The organism is Pseudomonas sp. CCI4.2, assembly GCF_034350045.1.
Lineage (GTDB): Bacteria > Pseudomonadota > Gammaproteobacteria > Pseudomonadales > Pseudomonadaceae > Aquipseudomonas.
On record NZ_CP133781.1, the window covers coordinates 4,462,518 to 4,481,871 of the forward strand.

At 56.0% G+C, this 19,354-nt stretch carries 18 protein-coding genes; 4 read left to right on the top strand and 14 right to left on the bottom strand.

The window, feature by feature from the left end:
• Positions 1–303: 303 nt before the first annotated feature.
• Positions 304–801 (bottom strand): GNAT family N-acetyltransferase, encoded by a 498-nt coding sequence (locus tag RHM65_RS20185; protein WP_322169713.1) that lies wholly within the window; start codon positions 799–801, stop codon positions 304–306.
• A gap of 405 nt (positions 802–1,206) precedes the next feature.
• Here RHM65_RS20185 and RHM65_RS20190 point away from each other — a divergent pair, with 405 nt between their 5' ends.
• A complete protein-coding gene (locus tag RHM65_RS20190) occupies positions 1,207–2,172 on the top strand; it encodes a hypothetical protein (RefSeq protein ID WP_322169711.1) in 966 nt (321 codons plus the stop codon).
• 422 nt (positions 2,173–2,594) lie between these two features.
• The gene (locus RHM65_RS20195; protein ID WP_322171319.1) at positions 2,595–2,801 is read left to right on the top strand and encodes a hypothetical protein; all 207 of its coding nucleotides are present in this window, start codon (positions 2,595–2,597) and stop codon (positions 2,799–2,801) included.
• A 432-nt stretch (positions 2,802–3,233) separates the two neighbouring features.
• On the opposite strand, the gene RHM65_RS20200 is transcribed toward RHM65_RS20195, so the two are convergent.
• The 3 genes from RHM65_RS20200 to RHM65_RS20210 are packed head-to-tail and all read right to left on the bottom strand — an operon-like array spanning position 3,234 to position 5,116.
• The gene (locus tag RHM65_RS20200; RefSeq protein ID WP_322169709.1) at positions 3,234–4,037 is read right to left on the bottom strand and encodes a hypothetical protein; all 804 of its coding nucleotides are present in this window, start codon (positions 4,035–4,037) and stop codon (positions 3,234–3,236) included.
• A complete protein-coding gene (locus RHM65_RS20205; RefSeq protein ID WP_322169708.1) occupies positions 4,034–4,561 on the bottom strand; it encodes a hypothetical protein in 528 nt (175 codons plus the stop codon). The genes RHM65_RS20200 and RHM65_RS20205 overlap by 4 nt, the downstream gene beginning before the upstream one ends.
• Before the next feature lie 54 nt (positions 4,562–4,615).
• A complete protein-coding gene (locus RHM65_RS20210; RefSeq protein ID WP_322169706.1) occupies positions 4,616–5,116 on the bottom strand; it encodes an Hcp family type VI secretion system effector in 501 nt (166 codons plus the stop codon).
• Positions 5,117–5,469: 353 nt separating this feature from the next.
• Between RHM65_RS20210 and RHM65_RS20215 the strand changes: the two genes are divergently transcribed.
• Entirely contained in the window at positions 5,470–6,258 is a 789-nt protein-coding gene (locus tag RHM65_RS20215) for a response regulator (protein WP_322169705.1), read from the top strand.
• Between the two features lie 842 nt (positions 6,259–7,100).
• Here the strand turns inward: RHM65_RS20215 and dctM are convergent.
• The 8 genes from dctM to RHM65_RS20255 all read right to left on the bottom strand — a co-directional run bounded on the left by dctM (position 7,101) and on the right by RHM65_RS20255 (position 15,994).
• On the bottom strand, positions 7,101–8,384 hold the full coding sequence (gene dctM, locus RHM65_RS20220) for a C4-dicarboxylate TRAP transporter large permease protein DctM (RefSeq protein WP_322169703.1): 1,284 nt from the start codon (positions 8,382–8,384) through the stop codon (positions 7,101–7,103).
• Entirely contained in the window at positions 8,384–9,016 is a 633-nt protein-coding gene (locus tag RHM65_RS20225) for a TRAP transporter small permease (RefSeq protein ID WP_322169701.1), read from the bottom strand. Before RHM65_RS20225 ends, dctM begins: the two co-directional genes overlap by 1 nt.
• Before the next feature lie 74 nt (positions 9,017–9,090).
• Positions 9,091–10,083, bottom strand: coding sequence for a TRAP transporter substrate-binding protein (locus RHM65_RS20230; RefSeq protein WP_322169699.1), 993 nt, complete (start codon positions 10,081–10,083; stop codon positions 9,091–9,093).
• Positions 10,084–10,226: 143 nt separating this feature from the next.
• Positions 10,227–11,054, bottom strand: coding sequence for a CoA ester lyase (locus RHM65_RS20235; protein WP_322169697.1), 828 nt, complete (start codon positions 11,052–11,054; stop codon positions 10,227–10,229).
• A gap of 245 nt (positions 11,055–11,299) precedes the next feature.
• Positions 11,300–12,502 carry a CaiB/BaiF CoA-transferase family protein gene (locus RHM65_RS20240; protein ID WP_322169696.1) on the bottom strand — a complete coding sequence of 401 codons (1,203 nt, stop codon included), beginning with the start codon at positions 12,500–12,502 and terminating at the stop codon, positions 11,300–11,302.
• Between the two features lie 108 nt (positions 12,503–12,610).
• Entirely contained in the window at positions 12,611–13,960 is a 1,350-nt protein-coding gene (locus RHM65_RS20245; protein ID WP_322169693.1) for an MmgE/PrpD family protein, read from the bottom strand.
• A gap of 10 nt (positions 13,961–13,970) precedes the next feature.
• On the bottom strand, positions 13,971–15,134 hold the full coding sequence (locus tag RHM65_RS20250; protein ID WP_322169689.1) for an acyl-CoA dehydrogenase family protein: 1,164 nt from the start codon (positions 15,132–15,134) through the stop codon (positions 13,971–13,973).
• Between the two features lie 32 nt (positions 15,135–15,166).
• The gene (locus RHM65_RS20255) at positions 15,167–15,994 is read right to left on the bottom strand and encodes an FAS1-like dehydratase domain-containing protein (protein ID WP_322183934.1); all 828 of its coding nucleotides are present in this window, start codon (positions 15,992–15,994) and stop codon (positions 15,167–15,169) included.
• A 137-nt stretch (positions 15,995–16,131) separates the two neighbouring features.
• On the opposite strand from RHM65_RS20255, the gene RHM65_RS20260 reads away from it, so the two are divergent.
• Positions 16,132–17,079, top strand: coding sequence for a LysR family transcriptional regulator (locus RHM65_RS20260; protein WP_322169683.1), 948 nt, complete (start codon positions 16,132–16,134; stop codon positions 17,077–17,079).
• 78 nt (positions 17,080–17,157) lie between these two features.
• Here RHM65_RS20260 and RHM65_RS20265 read toward each other — a convergent pair whose 3' ends face one another.
• Positions 17,158–18,624 (bottom strand): HAMP domain-containing sensor histidine kinase, encoded by a 1,467-nt coding sequence (locus RHM65_RS20265; RefSeq protein ID WP_322169681.1) that lies wholly within the window; start codon positions 18,622–18,624, stop codon positions 17,158–17,160.
• Entirely contained in the window at positions 18,621–19,343 is a 723-nt protein-coding gene (locus tag RHM65_RS20270; RefSeq protein WP_322169679.1) for a response regulator transcription factor, read from the bottom strand. The genes RHM65_RS20265 and RHM65_RS20270 overlap by 4 nt, the downstream gene beginning before the upstream one ends.
• Between the last annotated feature and the right edge of the window lie 11 nt (positions 19,344–19,354).

Sequence of the window (19,354 nt, forward strand, 5' to 3'; positions counted from 1 at the left end):
TAATAGTACTCACTCGCCAACCTCTAATTATAATTTTCGTGATCACGTCCAAATGCCGCCAATTAATCGGCGCCTTTTAAATGAACGTGTTTAAACTTTATACCCCACCCCCTTAGGTGATGCAACGGACACAACTGACGGGATATTTATCAAATGGACAGCACTGATGTATAGAATATATTGAAGAAACGTTTCTCCTACCGTTCCGTGCGTGATCCTTATAAACCCTATCTTTTTGGATGTGTTTTGTTTGGGAGCTGGAAAGAGCAAACGCTCTTTCCTCTCTCCATTCGTCGAGAAAACTTACCGTTGTTCCGACAAGAATTCGGGCTTCTCAACGCGCAGATTGATTAGCGCTACCCGTGCGCCGTGTTTATCGACTCGCTCTTCAATGGAGAACGGTCGAAAACCCAGCTTGGGGTAAAACAACAGCCCCGGAACGTTGTGATTGAAGCATGAGGCGGTCAGTTCATGCGCTTCATGTTTATCAAACGCAATGTCCATCATGCAGCCAATCAAGTAACTGCCGACCCCGCGGGATCGATTACCCGGTTTGATGATCACGTTGCCCAACGAGCAGCGCCCACGGAATTCCCAGCGTGAGAGATTGGCAAAGCCGACCACCTGGCCGTCCATCTCGATAACCGTGGAATCGGAGCGGCTTTCGATGGCATCGCTGAGCTGGGCAGGCGTCAATGGATAACGGGCCTTGGAGAACATGTAAAACAACTCGTCGGCGCTCTGCGGAAAATCGCAGATCACAGCGATGTCTTTTTCTTCTAGGGGGCGATGAAGAAACATGAGCGAGAAACCTCTTGAAGATCAGGAGCGGATGCTAACGGAAACTATATGCGAAAGATCAAAAAAAGCGCTGTCTCAGACTCGCTTCGCGCCGTGCACGGCGGCCTTCGGGTCAATGCGCTTCATCGACTTAAGATCGGACAGGGCTCAGCCCAGAGAATTCATGTCAGTCTTATTAAAAGATATCAAAAATCGTGCCTTTCTTAAGTGGCCCAAACTTTGAGCAATGCATATCGCCCGCAGCAATAGCCTCTTCATTGCAAAATGCATGACCAAACAATTCGTTTATTTTTTTAACCAACTGATACGTAAGGAATTATTTTTAATTTCCAGGCTGGCACGACGGCTGCATTTCTTTTTTTGGAAAGTTGTAACAATCTTATTCACGCATGGAAGAGAACAACAATGACCTTATCTTCAGGTAATTTCGCAACGGGCTCACAGGAGTCGGCAAGTGTTTCAGGCGTGTCTTGGGGCGCCATATTCGCCGGCGCGGCAGGCGCTGCGGCGCTGTCGCTGATTCTGGTCATTCTTGGGTTTGGCCTCGGTTTTTCAGCCGTATCGCCGTGGTCGGACAGCGGGATGAGCGCCAAGGGGATTGGTATTTCAACGATTGTCTGGCTAGCAGTCACCCAAATCATCGCCTCGGGCATGGGTGGCTACATCGCCGGCCGTTTGCGCGTGAAATGGGCAAATATGCACGGCGACGAAGTCTACTTTCGCGATACTGCCCACGGATTTCTTGCTTGGGCCGTGGCAACCTTGGTCGCCGCGACATTGATCGCCTCATCAGTGGGCAGCATGGTCAGTGGCGGCGTGCAGGCCGGTGCAAGTGCCGTGTCGGGGGTTGCGGGTGCGGCGACTCAAGCCGCAGGCAGTGCTGCCAGTAACAGCGGCGGCAGTGAGGATTCCGGCTACTTTATTGACAGCCTGTTCCGCGATGATCGCCCCGCCGGGGTCAGTGATGATGCTGCACATGGCGTGGTGTTTCGCATTTTCGCCAAAACCCTGAACAGCAAGGACGGCCAACTCAGTGCTGACGACCGCACGTACTTGGCGCAATTAATTGCGCAACGTACCAACCTGAGCCAGGCCGATGCTCAGGCACGGGTTGATCAGGTTTACGGCCGGGCCCGTCAAGCGGTAGAAGATGCTAAAACCGCTGCGAAAAATGCGGCCGACACCGCCGCGAAAGTTGCCGCCTGGACGTCGCTGTGGATGTTCGTTGCGCTGCTGTGCGGTGCGTTCTTCGCCAGCTTCGCCGCAACCATGGGTGGCCGCCGCCGGGACGCTGTGGTGTACCTGAACGACGCCTCAACACTGGATCGCGAAGCCTATACCTCACCCACCAACATGCCACCGGTTCGTTAAGCGACTGGATACTTTCTAGCCAAGGAGAATCACCATGCGTTCATTACTTCTGCTCTTTCTCGGTGTACCGATCCCTATCATCATTTTGATTGCGCTGTTCATGCACTGATATGTCAGGCTGAACACTCAAGGCCGCTTCTGCTGAACACGGAAGCGGCTTTATTGCGCGATTACAGACGATCTGCGGGCAGGCGGCCATCTGTAGCCAACGTGTTGGCGAAGGTCCTTCGGACCTATCGCAGCCTTCGGCAGCTCCTACAGAATCTGTGCAGCGCCAAACCGTGGGACCGAATTTATTCGGGAAGGCTTCAGTCCTGACACCCTGCACCTCAAACCACACAAAGTGCCACCCAGTTTGCTGCGCGACAGCGCGGCGTCGAAGACGTGGCCCTCCTACAGGATGGGGGTTACCGTTTCAAATCGTGGGCAATCGGCAAGTCGATGCTGCCGTCAAGGAAGCGGGTCGGGCCGTTGGCGTTGGGGTTGATATCGAACTGGAAGATCTCGGTGGGCAGCCACAAGGTGACAAATTGGGGGTGGAGACGCAGATGGCGGCGACGTCTGTGGCGATGGCGGCGATGGCGGAAGTTGGCGGGATTGCGGTGAGGCCATTTCCTAGTGATTCCTGAACCATGCATCGGGTCTGCAGGACATATCGCTCCGTGCCTGAATTTGCTGCCCCAAGGGTCCCGCCTGGTCCCGTAGCTGTTTCGACTGATCCAAAAAATTGCGAATTGCCGCCAGCAGCTGTTCGCCGGTCGTAGCCTCGCTTCTGGCGGGCCACTTCTCTGATCCGCGTGAGAATTTGCTGTGCGTGTTCGCGAATCTGCAATGCTCAATACTTCGGATTTATCGTTATACAACTGATTGGTTTAAGAGATAACTGCCTACGCCATGTAGAAGAGGGACAAACATAAGGCAACAAAAGCTCACTGCTTTGTGAGTTTTCGTATTTCGCATCTGGTCCAGAAGTCCTGTCATTGCCATGATGAAGCAGATAATGGCAAAGGTTCCAAAGAGGTCGCTGTCGGCCAAGTGCATAAGGTACATTGGAAGTTCTATCATTTATTGAATTCCATGAAATTCCATCTGTAGAACTGAAATATTTTCAGAAAGTCATTAGTTGAGGTGCCTTTTGTCGTGTTGTGGTATCGCCAGCCGTCCTCAAGTTTTTCATAATGCCCGCTCTCGATCGACATTCCTGCATATCCGTCGCTCTGAGGGTCAGCCATATTTGATCCGAGCATTCTTTTGATGGTGGTTACGGGCCTGAAACTGGCGCCGCTGGTGTTGCCTTGTTTGATGCTTATCGTATTATCTGCGCGCTCTGTCACGATTTGGATGTGGTGGGCGATGCCGGTTGTTCTGTCATGAGCCTGGGCTAAGATATCCCCTTGGAGTAAATTGTCGACATTGACAACAGACAGCGTGTTTTCTTCGACTCGCTGCATGTCGGGGGCACCAAAGGTCAGCATCACCATCTCCGAGAATCCATACATATGACTCAAGTATCGATCGTGCTCTTGCGGCGTATAGAGCTCCATGTTTCGGTAAGTGCGTACACCTGTGCGAAGCTTGACCGGTAAACCCCGAGGCGTTGCGAATTCGCACAAAATACGAATCGCAAAGTCTTCACACGTAAAGACATGATTTTTTATGGCACCGTCTTTACTCCAGTACCCCTCCTCCTCCAGTTTTTGAATGATTTTCGGGGTGCTGGTCTGGAAGTCGGAAATGAATGCGTCAGTCCAATGTCGCACAGTCTTCCAGAACACCTTCAATTTGACTTCACGTCCTTTGGTTTCAGAGGTGGGGGTCAATGCCACAGGACCCGTCTCTAAAACAGCTAGTGTCTCCAAATTCACAGCGACTCTCCATCATAGGCAATAACGCAGCGTAGGCTTTCGCCGCTGTTTCCAGATACCGTTCTCGTTCTGCCGGCAAAATCACTCCTGCCCTCGACGTTTTGACCCTCCATGGTCTTAAGCAGGTAGCGGATGTTCTGCAGCGGGTTGTCGTCCTGATCTTTGAACACGAGGTATTGATCATGCGTCTGTGCAGTCACCTTAGGCTTGTACTGATCAGGATCGTCATGAACTTGGGTCATATTGACCGGTGCGGAAGGTATTCGGATTCGGGCGGCAGCAGTTTCAAATAGTGGGCATTGAAAAACATCAGTGTCTTGTTTAATAAGTAGCCATTGTCCGGTTTTCAGTTGGTCGAGATTTTTATGCTCCATATCTACGCTCAGGGCCGCACGCATCCTTTCTAGGCCCTTAATATCGACTCCTCGATCAAGTGCTCTCTTTACCCGGCGTGCTGCAATTTCTGCTGGATAAGCATGGGGTTGATCCCATTGAGACAGCTCCTGCCGAGGAACCAATTTCATAACCAAAGCCTCGTATAGCTGAATGTGTCCAAACTCTTCGGACTCGTGTTGGATTCAAGTGTTTTTACTGACACGCCATTGATCAGCAGATTCAGTCCCCGCGATATGGTGCGTCCAAATGATTTTTCGATACGTGATGTGGACCTCTTCCGCATGACCTAAATACGCTTTGCTTGGGTCGTTGCAATGCGGCATGTTTATGTCTGCGGCAATGATCAGTGCGTCCTCCAATTCCATGGTGTAATAGTGTTCTTGTACACCCTGTGCTGCTGTCCGATAAAAGTCCAATCGGCACACTTCCAAATGTTCCGCGTTCACCAGCGCGCTGTTAATCAGGGGTGAAGATTTATCGACCATTTTGGTGATGACGAGTGGCTTGTGCATGCGATAACTCCCGTCCGGAGGTATGTACACGCCGTGGTGCAGCGCCTGCACCAAAATTTTATCGTTATGGCTGGATTGGTGAGTATTACCAACCGACTCTTTGCTCAATGCTCCAGCAGTGATTAAACCTTGGCTTGTTCCTTTGATAGTCAGGTAAGCGGGTGTAGGCATTTGTTTAATGTAAACGGTATGTTTATATTCTGTTTGTTTGCAATCAAGGTACTAAATGCGAGTGTGCTCATTGCAAGTGGAGACCATAACTTTTCAAGTTTTTCTGCTCAATGAATTTTATTTTTCTAAATGTTTCCTATTGATATACTTTATATTCTTCGGTTTTTTTAGGCCATTTCAAGCAGTACGATTGTTTCGTGTGTGAAAGTTTAACGCCGCAAGCGTTGCCAACTCGTTCAATCACTTACACACCGAAGAACCCGCCGTGTACCCCGACGTCAAACTCATCACCGCTCACAATTGATCACATACACTGAACCCACTACTGCGAGGATGATAGGCACCAGAAAGTTATGGTCGATGCGGATGAATTCGTCGACGACACGCCGGAGAACCTTGCGTTGTTGTCCGATGCCCTGGAAGACGCCGGCTACCTGGTGCTGGTGGCGCTGGACGGCAGCAGCGCGTTAAACCGCATCCAACGCCGCCGCCCGGACTTGATTCTGCTCGACGCAATGATGCCGGGGCTGGACGGCTTCGAGACCTGCCGACAGATTAAATCCCAACCTGACAGCGCCAACATCCCGGTGCCGTTCATGACTGCCTTGACCCACAGCAAGCACGTGGTCAAAGGCTTCGAAGCTGGCGCCATCGATTACGTGACCAAACCCATCGAATGCAACGAAGTCTTGGCCCGCGTCGCCTCACACCTGCGTACTGCGCGGATATTGCAGTCAGCGCGGGGGATGTTTTCCCTGATGAAAAACGAAACGAAATACACTCCCAAAATTTGGTCTGGGGTTGCCCCCAAACATAGGATCTCCCACCGTATCCCTATTTACCGCCGGAAATTTTTCTGTAGGAACCAACTCGTCGGCGACGCAGGCGACGCGGTACATCCGAAGCACCGCTGTGCTGCTGAAATAGCCAACAAGTTGGCTCCTACAGGTTTGGATCAATCCAAGTTCTTTGCCACGGCGAGACCTGTGGGAGCCAGGCTTGCCTGCGAAGGATTCGGCGCGGTATCAACGATTGAGCGGCGCTGCTTTCCCGAACAAGTTCGGTCCCACGGCCTTCGGCCAGAAACAGGCAGGCGACCAACACAGCCGCTGGACGCACAATTGCCTTTGACCCTAGTTTGAACCAGCTAGACCGCAGGGACTTCATTGATGGTGCGGTTGCTGTTAACTCCCTACAGCCCCCAACCCATTAGGCCACGCCAGCGACACCAACAGAATCGAAAGCCATAACAACATTGCGTTGGTTTTTTTGCATTAAAACAGGACTGCCTGTTATTTCGGTTAAAAATCACATCTATACCGAAACATTCTAGTGCTTTTCTTGCCTACTTTCGGGGCTGTGCTTGACTGACATAAATTACAAGGATTTTTGGAGTTTTAAATGTCTCGGTTAATTAAAGCAGTATTAATTTCTGCGCTGTGCCTTGGCGTTGCCCCTGCTGTATCTATTATCACTGCAACAAAGGCACTGGCAGAATGTTATCCATCTTATGACCTAGAAGACGAAGGGTGCGATGAAGAAGAAGCAGCAAAGGAGGGTTTTACCTCGCCCTACGAAGCACATGACCCGCAGTGCCTATCCGCTTGGAACCAGAGCCCCGCCAAAGCCACGTGTCGTAGCTCGGAATGGTTTGAGCGAAAAGATAGTCAGTGCCGTATCTTAGTTGAATGCACATCGAGCAATAGAACTTATGACGCTCTTGGAGTTGAACATACCGTTCCCTCACCCGGAGGAGGAGTTTTTGAGTTGCGGGACTTGAGCAAACTTTCTAATTGTAAAGGTACCCTAAAGATAGGGAATTGTTAGTTTCCAAACAGTAAACTTCACACCCTCAGCCTAAAAGCGGCGTGGTCGCGTGTCGTAAACTTTCTCTGCCGATTTGAAAGCTATCGGAGTTTGGAAAATTTACGCCATGCAATCAGCAGCCACACTTAGAGTCAGCGCTACTGCGGCGCTCACGCTATCAAGGCATCCCCAACCAATTCGGCAACGCCAGCGATATAAACGGTACGTAGGTCACCAGCACCAGGAACGCCAACAAGATCGTCAACCACGGCAACGCCGCGCGGATGGTTTCGCCCAGGGTCAGGCCAGTCACCGCCGAGGTCACGAACAGGTTGAGCCCCACGGGTGGGTGGACCAAACCGATCTCCATGTTCACCACCATGACAATGCCAAGGTGGATGGGGTCGATGCCGAGTTTCATGGCGATGGGGAAGAAGATCGGCGCGAGGATCAGCACGATGGCCGACGGTTCCATGAAGCTGCCTGCGACCAGCAGCACGATGTTGACCATGATCAGGAAGCCAACCGGCGTCAGACCTTCGGACACCACCCAATTGGTGATTTGCTGGGGGATCTGTTCGGTGGTCAGTACGTGGGCGAAGAGCATGGCGTTGGCGATGATAAACATCAGCATCAGCGTCAGCCGCCCTGACTCAACCAGCACCCGTGGGCAGTCGCGAATTTTCATGTCTTTGTAAATAAACAACGAGACGAACGCCGAATACACCGCTGCCACCGCGGCCGCTTCGGTGGGGGTGAACATGCCGCTGTAGATACCGCCAAGGATGATCACCAGCAACAGCAATCCCCAGAACGCCCGTCGCGCAGTGCGCAGCCATTCGCGGAAGGTTACCCGTGGCTGGGCCGGCAACTTCTTGACCCGCGCGACGATGTAGATCACCACGATCAAGGCTAAGCCGAGGAGGATGCCGGGAACGATACCGGCGATGAACAGCTTGCCGACCGAGGTTTGGGTGGCAGACGCGTAGACCACCATCACAATTGAAGGCGGGATCAGAATGCCCAGGGTACCGGCGTTGCAAATAATCCCGGCGCCGAACGCTTTCGGGTACCCGGACCGGACCATACCTGCGACGGCGATGGAACCGACTGCCGCCACGGTGGCTGGCGAAGAACCGGATAACGCGGCGAACAACATGCACGCCAGCACGGCAGCAATCGCCAGCCCGCCACGAATGTGCCCGACACAGGCATTGGCAAAATCGATCAGCCGTTGTGCCACACCGCCGGTGGTCATGAACGCACCGGAAAGCAGGAAGAATGGGATAGCCAATAGGGTGTAAGCGTCAGACGTTTCGAACAGCTTGATCGCCAGTGAACTCAAGGAGTCAGGGCTGAACAGCAGGATCGACAGTGCCCCGGACAAACCCAACGAAATAGCAATGGGTACGCCGAGAAACATGAATACAAACAGAAGCAGGAATAGACAGAGGATCGTCATCAGTGTTGCTCCTGGTCAGGACTGGCCAGTTTGCTGGCTTCTGCGGCCTCATCTGCGAGTCCAAGACCGATTTGGCGATGGGTGAACAGGCGCCAAAATATTTCCAGATAGCGGATCACTACCATGGCAAAACCGATGGGCACTATGACTGCGATATCGGACAGTTTGACCCCGAATTGATCAAGGTCTTCGGCACCGATACTGGCGATAAACAACGCGTTCAACCATTTGAAACTGGCCACCACGAACAAACCGGAATAAGCCAGGCAGCACAGGCAGGCAATCATCGCCAGCCAGCGTTGAACCCGGTGCGGGGTCAGTTTGACCAATGCGTCCAAGCCCAAATGCCCGGCCGTGCGCACGCCATAGGACATGCCAAAGAAAATCAGCCAGCCAAACATCGCTTTGGTCAGTGCCACGCTCCAGGTCATATCCTGGGCGTAACCCATCATGTGATCGCCGGCGCTGGCGAAGAAATCGCGGCTGAAGGCCCACTTGTCGCTCAACGCGTAAAACAGCGTGTAGACGTTGTTGAGCATCACGTAAACGAATGTCACCAGCGTCATGGCGGCCAGCAGGAAGGCGATAAAGGCTTCCTCCAGGTGCTCCCAGAGTCGCATCAGTGATTGCATAAAAGTGCTCCGAACGTAGAGAAGGCGGCCACTCTGATCCGAGCGGCCGCGCAGACATCACTGCCTGATGAGGCTTACGGCGCTTTGTTGGAATCGTCGGCAGCCTTGATCAGATCCGGGCCGATTTCCGCCGAGAACTTGTCCCACACTGGGCGCATGGCTTCGCGCCAGGCGGTCCGTTGTTCTGGGGTCAGCTGAATGATTTCGCTGGTGTGGGCGTCGATGATTTTTTGCTTGGCGGTTTGGTTCAGCGCTTCCGCCTGCTTGTTCACCTCGACGGTGACCTCAGCCATGATTTTTTCAAGTTCGGTACGAATGTCCGGTGGCAGGCCGTTCCAGAACTTGACGTTGGTGATCACCATGTAGTCGATCAAACCGTGGTTGGATTCAGTGAAGTACTTCTGCACTTCATTGACCTTCTGGCTTTCATAGTTCGACCAAGTGTTCTCGGTGCCATTGACCGTGCCGGTCTGCAAGCCCTGATAAACCTCGTTGAAACCCATTTTTCGCGGGTTGGCGTGCAATGCGACAAACTGCGCTTCCAATACACTGGACGCCTGAACACGGAACTTCAAACCACGGGCATCTTTGGGATCATGCAGCGGTTTGTTGGCAGACAGTTGCTTCAAGCCGTTGTGCCAATACGCCAGGCCGTGAATACCCTTGTCGTCCATTGAGCTGAGCAAGGCGACACCTTGAGGACCGTGTTGAAAACGGTCGACAGCGGCCAGATCGGTGAACAGGAAGGGCAGATCAAAAACTTGGGTTTTTTTGGTGTATTGCTCGAACTTGGCCAAGGACGGCGCCAGCATTTGCACGTCGCCCAGCAACAGCGCTTCCATTTCTTTGCCGTCACCGAACAATGAGGAGTTGGGGTAGACCTCGACTTTCACTTTGCCCGCCAGACGTTCTTCGACAAGCTTTTTGAAGAGCAAAGCGCCGTGCCCTTTAGGGGTATTTTCCGCCACGACGTGGGAAAACTTGATGACGATGGGGTCGGCTGCCTGGGTCAGGCTGGCCATGGTCATTGCGGCGGCGCATAGCAGCGCCCGAGACACCTTGAACATCGAATTCACCTTTTTATTGTTGTGATTATTCTTCTGAGAAACGGTGCGGCATGTGGTCTGAAACTGGGTTGCGGTGGGAGCACCATGCACAAAACCGAGCGTTTATGGAATCCGCATTTTCGTAAGCCAGCATTCGGCTTTGGTTAACGCGAGGGCGTTACCACCAACGCCAGCAATCGCTGGGCGCGCAATAACACTGGCGCATCGACCATTTGGCCATCAATTTGAAACGCGCCAACACCGTGTGCGCTGGCGTCGACCACCCGCTGGGCCCAAGCCAAAGTTGGAGCATCCGGGGCCAATGCCTGATGGATCACTGCGATTTGTTTTGGGTGAATGCACAAAGCGCCAGCGAAACCCATTTCGTAGGCGTGGCGAATGGAGTCGTGCAAGCCTTGCGGGTCATTAATGGCGGGGTGTACGCCGTCCAGTGGCGGCAACAAATGTGCACTGCGCGAATGCAGTAGTAAGGCAACGCGGGCCTGATCAAGGACAAACTGCGCCGCGTGAGAGCCGCTGTGCAAGTTCAGGTCGAGCGCCAAATCCAATGCACCGAATGACAAACGCTGAACCCCTAGAGCGGCGGCAATGTCTGCCAGTGCCAAAAGCCCGCGAGCACTTTCGATGATCGGCCAAATGGCTTTGCCCGCAGCGGCTACGGCAGCGACCTGAGCAGCGCTTTCGACTTTCGGCAGCAGTACACCGGCCACGCCCGCTTGCTGTTGGCAGAACAGGATATCGGCGCCATGTTGCGCGTGCTCGGGTGCGTTGATCCGCACCCAGACCGATGCCGAGGGCGTGGCGTGCAGAAATGCCGCGAGGTTGTCCCGGGCCTGGCGCTTGAGGGGTTCTTCTACCGCGTCTTCAAAATCGACGATCACGGCATCGGCGCCCGCCGCCAACGCCTTGGCAAAACGCTCGGGTCGGCTACCGGGCACGAACAGCGCGGAGCGAATAGTGGAGCCGGACATGGGGGGTTCCTCGTTATTATTCGGTATTCAATTCACAAAAATCTAAAGGCCAAACCCGGTCCCCTGTGGGAACGAATTCATTCGCGAAAGGCCCCGACGCGGTAGGTCAGAAAAAACTCCGTCAACCGCTTCCCGAATAAATTCGGTCCCACAGATTTTGGCGATGTCCCTGTGGGAGCTGGCCTGCCAACGAAAGCGTCATTGCAAGCGACCCAGGTTTCAGGATCTACAACTGCTCGCTGTCTTCAAATCACGCCGTTAGCCTGCAATCGCGCGTGGTCTTCGGTGGAGAATCCCAGTTCGGCCAGTATCCCCACGGTGTGTTCACCCAACCCCGGCACGGCATCCATGCGCGGAGTGAAAGCGCTATTGCGCCCCGGCGGCAATAGCGCAGGCAACTTGCCGGCTGGGCTGTCGACTTCACGCCAACTGTCGCGAGCCTTGAGTTGCGGGTGGTCCCATACGCCTTGCATGTCGTTGACCCGAGCGCTGGCAATTTGCGCAACTTCCAGACGGGCCACCACTTCATCGGCGGTCAATTGGGCGAAGCCGTCAACAATGATCTGTCGCAACTGCACACGGTTCTCCGAGCGTTTGAAATTCGCCGAGAAGCGTTCGTCAGTGACCAGCGCCGGATCCAGCAAAACTTTTTCGCAAAACAGCGCCCATTCACGCTCGTTCTGCAGACCCAGCATGACCGTGTCGCCGCCCTTGGTGGGAAACGGGCCGTAAGGGTAAATCGTTGAGTGAGCCGCGCCCGCCCGAGGGGGTGGCGCGGCACCGTCGAAGGCGTAATACATCGGGTAGCCCATCCACTCGACGAGGCTTTCCAGCATGCTGACATCGATCCGACTGCCAACGCCCGACTTATCGCGCAGCATCAGCGCTGACAAAATCCCGCTGTAGGCGTACATGCCGGCGGCGATATCGGCGATGGAGCAACCGGCCTTGGCCATTTGCTCTTCACCCGGCCCACCGGTGACTGACAAAAAACCGCCTTCGCTCTGAATCAACAGGTCGTAGGCCTTCTTCTTTTCATACGGACCGCCTTCGCCGTAGCCGGAAATGTCACACACGATCAGCCGTGGAAAACGCTCATGCAGTGCTTCAAACGATAAGCCCATGCGCGCCGCCGCACCGGGTGCCAGGTTTTGCACCAGCACGTCGGCCTTGCCGAGCAAGCCCATGAGAATATCGCCGGCTTCGTCCTGTTTCAGGTCCAGGGTCAGGCTTTCTTTGGAGCGATTGGTCCAGACAAAATGCGAGGCCAAGCCGTTTACTCGCTCATCGTAACCACGGGCGAAATCACCGCTACCGGGACGCTCGATTTTCACCACCCTGGCGCCGAGATCGGCCAATTGGCGGGTGCAAAACGGCGCGGCAATTGCGTGTTCGAGGCTGATGACGGTGATGCCGTCCAATGGACGCGGGGGGTGTTGGGTAGTCATGTTTCTGTACCTCAGATGACACCAATCTGTAGGAGCCAACTCGTTGGCGAGAGGCCCGTAAGCAGGAACCTCGCTTCGCCAACAAGTTGGCTCCTACAGAGGTCTGTGTCAGATCAAGTTATTCAATGATTGGGCATCGCGCAGCTGCCAGACTTTCTCGATCAGCGCCTTGCCCTGCTCCACCGTCCGCGCCCCAGAGAAGGCCAGCAGGCGCTGGAATTTGTCTTCCAGTTCCGGCCGCGAAAGCGTGTTGCCCGGATCGCCTTTTGGCTCGTCGATGGCCGCCGTCAAGCTGCGACCGTCGGTGGTGGTGACCACGACCCGGCCCAGCCAGCGCGCGGGGTAGGCGCCGTCAACTTCGCTGTCGAGTTCCATGCTGACTTTTTCGCGAAACGCCGCCACGTTGGGATCAGTCAATGCCAACTGCTGAAACTCAATCAACTGCGCACTGCCGTGGACTGCAATCAACCCCAGCACCGCGCCCATGGAGAATTTGGCTTGATGCACGGTTTGTGGCACCACCACCCGGCCCAACACATCGATGGCGGCTTGATGCACCAGGGTTCTAACGCTGGAAACCTGTTCATGGTGCAAACCTTCGCGCTGCATCAAGTGCAGCAACGCATCGGCCGCTGGATGGGTATGGCGGCACGATGCGTGGAACTTGAACGAGGTTTCTGCCAACGCCCAACGAGTGCCCAAACGATCTGATAACTTGCTCGGGTCCGAGTCACTGGACATTCCCGCCGCCAGGCCTTGGTCGCCTTCTAGGATATTGCGCGCACCGGTCAGACCATCGAGGGTCATATAGGCCGCGAGCAAACCATCGGCGGCGGCTTTGGCGGTGTGCAATTGTTTCGAGTCGGCAGCGTCGCGCAGAAATTCCCACAGCCCAGCGGCCTGGGTGCCAGCGTTGCCCAATACGTTGATGAACTGTTCTTTATCGAAGCCGAGTAATTTGCCGACGGCAACCGCTGCCGCCAAGGTGCCGACCGTCGCCGTGGTGTGGAACACGGTGTAGTGCGAGCGGCCCATGAATTCGCCGATACGAATCCCGGCTTCGTAACCGGCCACCGAGGCCAGCAGCACATCACGCCCGGATTTACCCAGGTCTTGGGCCGCCGCCAGCACGGCCGGGAACACCACGGTGGCCGGGTGTAACACGGAGCTGTTGTGCAGGTCGTCTTGCTCAACCAGGTGCGATGACGCGGCATTCACCAACGCAGCGAAATAGGCCGAGGTGCCCCGGCCATTGACCAGCATTTTTGCCGGGCCATCACTCGGCCCCATGCGCTGGGCGTAACGTTCAAACAGCGGGATCGGGTGTGAGCCCTGGCTGGCCAGCGCGGAGCCGATCCAATCAAGAAAAAAATCTTCGGTACGGTCGAGGACTGCATCCGGAATGTCATCGTATTTCAGCTCAGCCAGGAAACCGGCCAGCGCTTGGGTATGGCTCATGATCGGTTCCTCAGAAGCTACGCGGCAGTTCGAGCAGGTGCTCGGCGACGTACGAAAGAATCAGGTTGGTGGAGATCGGCGCGACTTGGTAAAGCCGGGTTTCGCGGAACTTGCGCTCGACGTCGTATTCGCAGGCGAAACCAAAACCACCGTGGGTTTGCAGGCAGGCATTGGCTGCTTCCCACGAGGCTTTGGCGGCGAGGTACTTGGCCATGTTCGCGCTGGCCCCGGCGTTGACGCCGCTGTCGTATTCCTCGCACGCCCGCCAACGCATCAGGTCTGCCGCTTCAATCTCGATGTGCGCTTGGGCAATGGGGAATTGCACGCCTTGGTTCTGCCCGATAGGCCGACCAAACACCACCCGATCACGGGCATAGGCACTGGCTTTTTCGATGAACCAGCGGCCATCACCGATGCACTCGGCGGCGATCAAGGTACGTTCGGCGTTCAGGCCATCAAGGATGTATTTAAAGCCTTTGCCTTCTTCACCGATCAAGCTGTCGAGGGGCAGTTCCAAGTTGTCGAAAAACAGCTCGTTGGTCTCGTGATTGACCATGTTGGCAATGGGCTGAACCGTCATCCCGTTACCAATCGCCTTGCGCAGGTCCACCAGGAAGATCGACATACCTTCGGATTTTTTCTTCACCTCGGCCAGTGGCGTGGTGCGCGCCAGCAGGATCATCAGGTCGGAATGCTGGACGCGGGAGATCCAGACCTTCTGACCATTGATCACGTATTTGTCGCCTTGTTTCACGGCAGTGGTTTTGATCTTAGTGGTGTCGGTGCCGGTGCTGGGTTCGGTCACGGCCATGGATTGCAGGCGCAACTCGCCGCTGGCCAGCTTCGGCAGGTAATAACTTTTTTGCGCGTCGCTGCCGTGACGCAGCAAGGTGAACATGTTGTACATCTGGCCGTGAACCGTGCCCGAGTTACCACCGCAGCGGTTCACTTCTTCGAGGATCACCGAGGCTTCGGCCAAGCCCAAGCCTGAGCCGCCGTATTGCTCGGGGATCATCGCCGACAACCATCCGGCGTCGGTCAGGGCTTTGACGAAAGCCTCCGGGAAGCCTTTTTCTTCGTCGATCTTGCGCCAGTAAGCGGCGTCAAATTCGGCACACAAAGCGCGCACGCCTTCGCGGATGGCATTCGATTCTTCGTTGTTATTAGGGTTCATCAATCGGCTCTCGTGGGGTCCGCAACGGCGGGTTAGTCGAACAGCACTTCAGCGCTTTGGGCGATACCGGCGTCATTGCCGGCCCAGAGTTGCGCCTTTCCGGTTTCAAGAATTCGTCCGCCAACGCTGAACAGTTGCGGCGCAATCAATGGCCGCTCGCCGCGATAGGAAAAATGCCGTACACGTGCACTCGGATTGGCCCGACAAAACGCGCGCAAGCTCAGGGTGGCGATCATCGGGCCGTGAACCACCAGGCCGGCGTAGCCTTCGATGCCCGTGACGTAGGGGTAGTCGTAATGGATGCGGTGACCATTGAAGGTCACGGCCGAATAACGAAACAGCAGGGTTGGTGTGGGCTCGATGCTTTCGCGCCAGTCACCGTCCTCCAACGCTTGGCCGCTGCTCTGTTTGGGCGGGTTAGGCTCGCGGTAAACAATGTCTTGTTCTTCGCGGATCGCCAGGCGACCGTCCTGGGAATAGTCGTGGCGCACGGTGACGAACAACAACGCGCCCGTGCGGCCGATCTTTTCTTCGATATGAGTGATGGTCGACAGGCGTTGGGCGTTGGCACCCACGCGCAATGGTTCGATAAACTCGATGCGGCCACCGGCCCACATCCGGTTGCGGTTTTCAGCCGGGGGCAAAAACCCACCCCGCGCGGGATGGCCGTCGCTGCCCAACTGAGACTCTGCCAGCGGCTCCTGGAAAAAACACCACTGCCACAGCAGCGGCAAGGCGGCACCCTGGACAGGCGCGTCTTCACCGAAGGTGGCAGCAATACGCTTGATCAGGTTGCGGCTGAACTGGTCTTGGGCCTCTTCGGTACGTCCCAGCCACGCGGTGAAATCTGCAGCACTCATGCGGGGTCCCTCTTCTTTTGGGCCAGCTATTGTTCTGGGGAAGGATCATGCAAGGTGCTGGGCATTCTGAGAATTTGCATTTGCGTAACCCGGCGTTCGTATATGCTGAACGCCCGCCGCTTTTTCAGGAGACGACCATGCATTTTGATTTGGCCGACTTGCGCCTGTTCATCCACATTGGCGAGTCGCCGAGCCTGACCCAAGGTGCCCGTCGTGCGTTTTTGTCGCCGGCTGCCGCCAGCGCCCGAATCAAGGCGTTGGAGAGCCAATTGGACACCCGCCTGCTGTACCGCGACAGCCGTGGGGTTGAGCTAACCCCGGCCGGGCAGCGCTTGCTCAAACACGCGCGGCTGATCATGCGTCAGGTGGATTACCTGAAATCGGAGTTCACCCGTTACGGGGCGGATTCGGCCGGACACATCCGCATCTTCGCCAACACCACAGCGGTGACTGAATTTCTCCCGGAGGTGCTGGCGGGTTTTCTAGCGAAACGGCCTGGCGTGTCGGTGGATCTGCAGGAGCGCTTGTCGCGAGACATCGTCCGGGGGGTGTTGGACGGCAGCACTGACATGGGGATTATTGCCGGGCCGGTGGAGGCAGCCGGACTGCAAGTGATGCATTTCAGCACCGATCGGCTGGTGTTGGTGGTGGCCGTGGGGCATGCGCTGGCCGGGCCGACGCCGGTGACGCTGAAACAGACCCTAACGTTCCAGCACATTGGTTTGCACGAGGGCAGCACGCTGCTGAGTTTCTTGCGCGATCACGTGGAGCGGCTGGGGCAAAACCTGTCGTTGCGGATACAGGTGTCGAGTTTCGAAGCGATCTGCCGGATGGTTGAAGCGGGCGTGGGGATCGGGATTATTCCTGAATCTGCGGCACTTCGGCACAGTCGCACAATGGAATTGGCGATTATCGAGCTGGATGAACCCTGGGCGATTCGTGAGCGCAGCATTCTGGTGCGGGAGCTGGATGCATTGCCGGGGACCGTGCGCGCGTTGATCGCCACGTTGATGCCGGAGGTTGCTGTGGAGGCTGACTTGTCCGTGCCGGCCCCTTCGTTGGCAAGCCAACTCCCTCAGCTTTAACAGTTGCTGCTAATTGTGTAAGCAGTTCCCTAAGGGAGCAGGCTTGCCTGCGAAGGCCACAACGCGGCCGTGCGGGGTTCACACCCCGGTTTTGCTGCTCATCGTCGGCAATTCAAAGCAGAACGATGCGCCCTTCCCCGGTGTCGACAGCAGGTGTATCTCGCACCCATGCAGTTGCAAAATCCGCCGCACGATTAATAACCCAAGGCCACCCGTGCGCCGATCACCGGTTTGGCTGAACGGACGGCGGAACAGGCTTTCCAGCAATTCTTCGGGAATACCGGGGCCGCTGTCGCTGACCATTACGATGACGTTCGCCGCTTGGTGCCGGACTTCGACCTCGATGGTGCCGCCCGATGGGGTATGGCGAATGGCGTTGTCGATCAAGTTGGTCAGCACACGCTCGATCAAGCCCAAGTCCGCTGAAACCATCGACGACGAGCGCGGCAACACCGCCACCAACCGCGAGTTTTTCTCTTCGGCCATTAATTCGAATTTCTGGAACACGTCCTGGATCAAGTCGGTCAGCGAGAAATCTTCGATCACCGGCTGCACGCCGCCGTGTTCAAGCCGGGCCAGTTCGAACAAGGCCTGCGCCAGTTGCCGCACTTTATTGCTCTGGGCCAGCGCCACTGCCAAGTAGCGTTGTCGCTCGACTTCGCTGAGGGTTGCGCCTTTAACCGAGAGCATTTCCAGGTAGCCGTGCATTGAGGCCAACGGCGTGCGCAGGTCGTGGGAAATATTGGCCACCACCTCGCGGCGGTCCTGATCCAATTCCACTAACGTCCGCCATTGCTCAGCGATTCGCGTCGCCATTTGCACAAAGCTGGCTTCCAACACCGCTATTTCATCCCGGCGACTGACGCCGGAGTGATCCAGCACCGGCAGCAAAACCGGCTCTGCCTCAGTGTCGAAATCGCGCATGGTGTCGGTCAACCGGCGCAGTGGTCGGGTGATCAAACGGAAGGCCATCAACCCCGCCACGAGCCCTAACAGTGAGACCAGGCCCATGGACCACAACGTGGTGCGCAACACCGAACTGGCAGCGACCTGGGCGGACAGCTGATCATGAGCCTCGCCCAACAGCACCACGTAGATGTACCCAAGATCCTGATCACCCACGTGCAGCGCGGCGACGCTGAAGACTTTTTCGCCATCGAGGCTGCGCGGGTCGTCGCCCAGAATCGGCAAGGGTTGTCCGGCCAACAGCCGATGCAACGGCGCGAGGTCCACGTGATCACGTTTCAGGTGACCGGCTGGGGCGTCATCACCGGTGACATGCCCGGTGCTGTCGAGCAGATACACTTCGACGCTGGGGTTAACGTTCATCAGTTTGCTGAACAACCCACGAACCACGTCAGCCTTGGCGCCGATCATGTTGTTGTCCCGGGCGATGGTTTGCGCCAAACCGAGGGACAGGCCTTGCACCACTTCTTTTTCATGCAGGTCGTTGGCGCGAATTTGCAGCCAGGCCGAGGCACCGCAACAGGCGAGCAACAGGATGGCGAATGCAACCGACAGGCGCTGTAGCAGCGTCAGGTTCATCCCGCCGACCTCGCACGGTCCGGGGAGAACCGATAGCCTTTGCCCCACACCGTCAGGATCCGTGTGGGTTCGGCCGGGTCGGCTTCGACTTTGGAACGCAGGCGATTGATGTGGGTATTGACCGTGTGCTCGTACCCGTCGTGTTTGTAGCCCCAAACCTGATTGAGCAGGTCCATGCGCGAGAAGACCTTGCCGGGGTTCTTGACGAAGAAGTACAGCAAATCGAATTCACGCGGCGTGAGCTCAATGTATTTGCCGTCAACCTCTGCCTGGCGGGTCACCGGGTCTAGGGCCAAGCCGTTGAGCTCGACTTTGCCCGCGACGGTACGCAGGTTCTTTTCCAGCGCGTCCACCCGGCGCAGCAACGCTTTGACCCGAGCACCAAGCTCCAGCATCGAAAAGGGTTTGGCGAGGTAATCATCGGCGCCGAGTTCGAGGCCAAGTACCCGGTGCATTTCGCTGGAGCGGGCGCTGGTGATGATGATCGGCGTGTAACGCGCCATGGCCCTGGCTTGGCGGCAAATCTCTAAGCCGTCTACGCCCGGCAGCATCAAATCGAGGATCAGCGCATCCCAGCCGCCTTGTTCCAGGTGCGCCAGACCGGCATCGCCGTCGGCGCAATGGGTCACGGCATAGCCTTCGTCTTGCAAATGCAGGCGCAGCAGGCCGGCAATGTGCAGGTCATCTTCGACGATTAATACGCGCTTGGGCACATCCATTGTCAGCCTTC